Source organism: Streptomyces sp. NRRL B-24572 (assembly GCF_002156145.1).
In the GTDB taxonomy this organism is placed as follows: Bacteria; Actinomycetota; Actinomycetes; order Streptomycetales; family Streptomycetaceae; genus Streptomyces; species Streptomyces vietnamensis.
Map to the genome: position 1 here is coordinate 1 of NZ_MWIG01000941.1, position 3,458 is coordinate 3,458.

3 protein-coding genes are annotated in these 3,458 nt (G+C 73.2%); all 3 read left to right on the forward strand.

All coding sequences use genetic code 11. The features are described from left to right. Nucleotides 1–474 (forward strand): DUF4232 domain-containing protein (locus tag CCN56_RS38575; RefSeq protein ID WP_086832299.1); only part of this gene is annotated, 474 nt, incomplete at its 5' end. Nucleotides 475–1,057: 583 nt separating this feature from the next. Further along, nucleotides 1,058–2,362: a triacylglycerol lipase gene (locus CCN56_RS38580; protein WP_256962400.1), complete on the forward strand. Its 1,305-nt coding sequence runs from the start codon at nt 1,058–1,060 to the stop codon at nt 2,360–2,362. Between the two features lie 15 nt (nt 2,363–2,377). Then, on the forward strand, nt 2,378–3,403 hold the full coding sequence (locus tag CCN56_RS38585) for an alpha/beta fold hydrolase (protein ID WP_086832300.1): 1,026 nt from the start codon (nt 2,378–2,380) through the stop codon (nt 3,401–3,403). Nucleotides 3,404–3,458 lie beyond the last annotated feature (55 nt).

Here is a 3,458-nt window from a genome sequence, read left to right on the forward strand (position 1 = left end):
TCGGCCACGCCGTCGCCGACCCGGAGCGCCCGGTCGACCGGGCCGAGCCGCCCGCCCCGGGAGTGCACGACCGGTCGGCTCTCGGCCGCCCTGACCAGACCCGAACCCGCAGCGGGTTCGATCTACGCGACCCTGGTGTTCACCAACAGATCCACCGTCGCGTGCACGATGACCGGCTACCCGGGCGTCTCCTACGTGGCCCAGAACGGCGTGCAGTCCGGCAACGCCGCCGTGCGCCAACCGGGGACGATCACCACCGTCACCCTTCGACCCGGCGGACGGGCCGAAGCCGAACTGCGCGATGCGAACGGCATCAGCGGCTACGACCCGGCACGGTGCATGCTCTCTCCCGCCGAGGGCCTGCGGATCTACCCGCCCGATCAGACGGCAGCGCTCTTCGTCCCGTGGAAGACCGAGCACTGCGCGGGCCCGACCGTGCACTCGCTGACCATCGGGCCGGTCCAACCGGGCTGACCGCACCCGCGACCACCGGGTCGGTGACGGGGAGCGAGGAGTTCCCGCGCCTGTCGATCCGCGACACGCCCACGCCGGCCTCGGTGTCCACCGGTTGACGATGCGGGGCAGGCCGATCTCCCCGACGGCCTCCAGGACCGTCCGGCGGCCGCGCGCGAAGGCGAACCGGCGGCCGGGGATCGCGTGCCTGTCGAGGACCTCCCGCATCCGCGCCTTGTCCGGCACCCGGTGGAACGGGTCGACGTCGACCGTGGTGGGGACGCCCGGCCGTTCGCTGACGGCCCGCACGACGGGGTGGGTGTGCCCGTTGTACGCGGCGACGGCGTCTGAACCCCACCCAGCCGATCCCGGTCCGTGACGCCGTTCCGGGTGCATGTGCAGGCGGGACCGGTGCGGGGTGACGAGGGTGCCCTCGAGTCCGCTCGCCCCGGCTTCTGGGTCCCCCCGCACCATGCGTACGGCTTCCTTTGTGTGGCCCGCCCCTATGCCCCGGGTGGACCCGTCCGCCTACCGTGTGCGGATCCAGTGCCGGGACGGGCACCGGGCGGACGCGCCGGAGGCGCACGAGCGGGGGAGGCCGGACGTGACCGACCAACGGAGCCCGGGGCGGTGGTGGCGGCTGCGCGCCGCCCGGGTCATGGCGATGGTGGGGGTCGTCGCGGCGGCCGTGGTGGTGTCGCCCGCCGCCGCGAGCGGGACGACGACGGCCCCCTCGTACCTCACCCTGGAGGCGAGCTACGGAGCCGGGACCGTCACCAACGGCTGGGAGCGCGTCGAGCGCTACCTCGACACGACCACCGGGTTCCGCACCGAGGGCTACCCGGCGGACGGCCGCGGCGACCAGGACGGCAAGCGCGTCACGTACTTCGGCGGCGTCTCCCGGCCCTCCTCGGGCCGGTTCCTGCTCTACTCGGCCCCCGGCTGGAACACCGGCAGCCGCACCACGCCCGTCCTCCTCGTGCACGGCGCGAACGACACCGCCGACCGCGCCTGGGCCAACCCCGGCGAATCGGGCGGCTACGGCTGCGGCGCCGCCTCCTGCCCGTCCACCGGGCTCATGCAGTACCTCTCCGAACGCGGCCACCGCGTCTTCGCCGTCGGCTTCGCGCACAAGCAGGGCGACAACCTGATGCAGGCGCAGGTCGTCGGCGACGCGATCGCCCTCGTCAAGGCGAAGCTGGGCGTCGACAAGGTCGATCTGGTCGGCTGGAGCAAGGGCGAGATGTCGACCCGCGCGTACGTGTCGTCCCTGAAGCCGAGCTGGGGACGGGCGTACGCCGGAGACGTACGACGGCTCATCACCCTCGGCGGCCCGAACGGCGGCTACGACTACCCGTACGCCCACGGCTGGGCCCACGACTTCTCCATCTGGCCCGAGTGCGGCGGCAAGGTCAACGCGCCCTCCCCGCACTCCCACATGACCTGCTACGGCCTGTACACCGCCCACCCGGAGTTCTCCATGACCCCCTCCGGCGGCCAGGACAACTACCCCGGTCAGCGCCAGATGCTCGCCCGCTGGGACGGGGCGTACGGAGTCGACGGCGCCGCCCAGGACTGGTACACGACCTACTACGGCGGCCAGGGCTTCTACACCGCCGGCAGCGGCATCCAGGCCGCCATCGACGCCGGATCGCTCATCGCCCCGCTGCACGGCGCCGGAGTGCCGGCCTCCGTCACCACCTACCTCCTCGCCGGCGGATCCGCCGACATCGTCGGCATCTTCAACGAGAACCGCGGACCCAGCGACGGCGTCGTCTTCATCTCCAGCGCGCTCGACACCACCGGGATCCCCACCGTCGGCGGCAAGGCCACCATCGCGACCGCCAACCACCTCGAACTGGGCTGGAACAGCGCAGCCGCCGCCCAGGTCGCCACCTGGCTCTCCTGAAGGACGGGAAAGAACATGAGCACGCTTCACACCCGCCGTGTCGCCACCGGCAGGCTGACCCAGCAGATCACCGAGGCCGGGGCCGACGGCGAGCCCGTCGTGTTCGTCCACGGCAACGTCTCCTCCTCCGCGTTCTGGCACACCACCCTCGCCGCGCTGCCCGCCCCCTACCGCCCGATCGCCGTCGACCTGCGCGGCTTCGGCGGCACCGACCCGCTGCCCGTCGACGCCACGCGCGGCCTGCGGGACTACGCCGACGACCTCGCCGAGCTGCTCGCGGCCCTCGGCATCGACCGGGCCCACCTGGTCGGCTGGTCCATGGGTGGCGGCGTGGTCATGCAGTACCTGCGCGACCACCCGGCCGCCGTGCGCTCCCTCACCCTGGTCAGCCCGGTCTCCCCGTACGGCTTCGGCGGTACGCACGGAGTGGACGGCACCCTCAACTCCCCGGACGGGGCCGGATCGGGCGGCGGCACGGTCAACCCGGACTTCGTCCGGCTGCTCGGCGAGGGCGACCGCGGCGCCGACTTCCCGGCCTCGCCGCGCTCCGTCCTGACGTCCTGCTACGTCAAGCCGCCGTTCCGCACCGAGCACGAGGACGCGTACGTCGAGGCCATGCTCGCCACGCGCCTCGGCGACGACCACTACCCGGGCGACAGCACGCCGTCCACCGCCTGGCCCGGCATCGCGCCCGGCACCCGCGGCGTGCTCAACTGCATGGCCCCGACCCACTTCCGCGTCGACGACCTGCACCTGATCGAGCCCAAGCCGCCGGTGCTCTGGATACGCGGCGAGGACGACGTCATCGTCTCGGACACCTCGATGTTCGACCTGGCACACCTCGGTGCGATCGGTGCGGTTCCCGGCTGGGACGGCACCCCGGCACAGCCGATGCTCGCGCAGACGCGCCACGTCCTGGACCGCTACGCGGCCGCCGGCGGAAGCGTGCGGGAGGTCGCCGTGGCCGACGCCGGGCACGCCGTCCACCTCGAACGCCCCGAGGAGTTCGGCAAGGCGCTCCTGGAGGTCCTGTCGGCATGACCGTGTGCCGTACCCGGCAGGGGGAGGTCCGCGGCCGGACCTCCCCCTGCCGGGT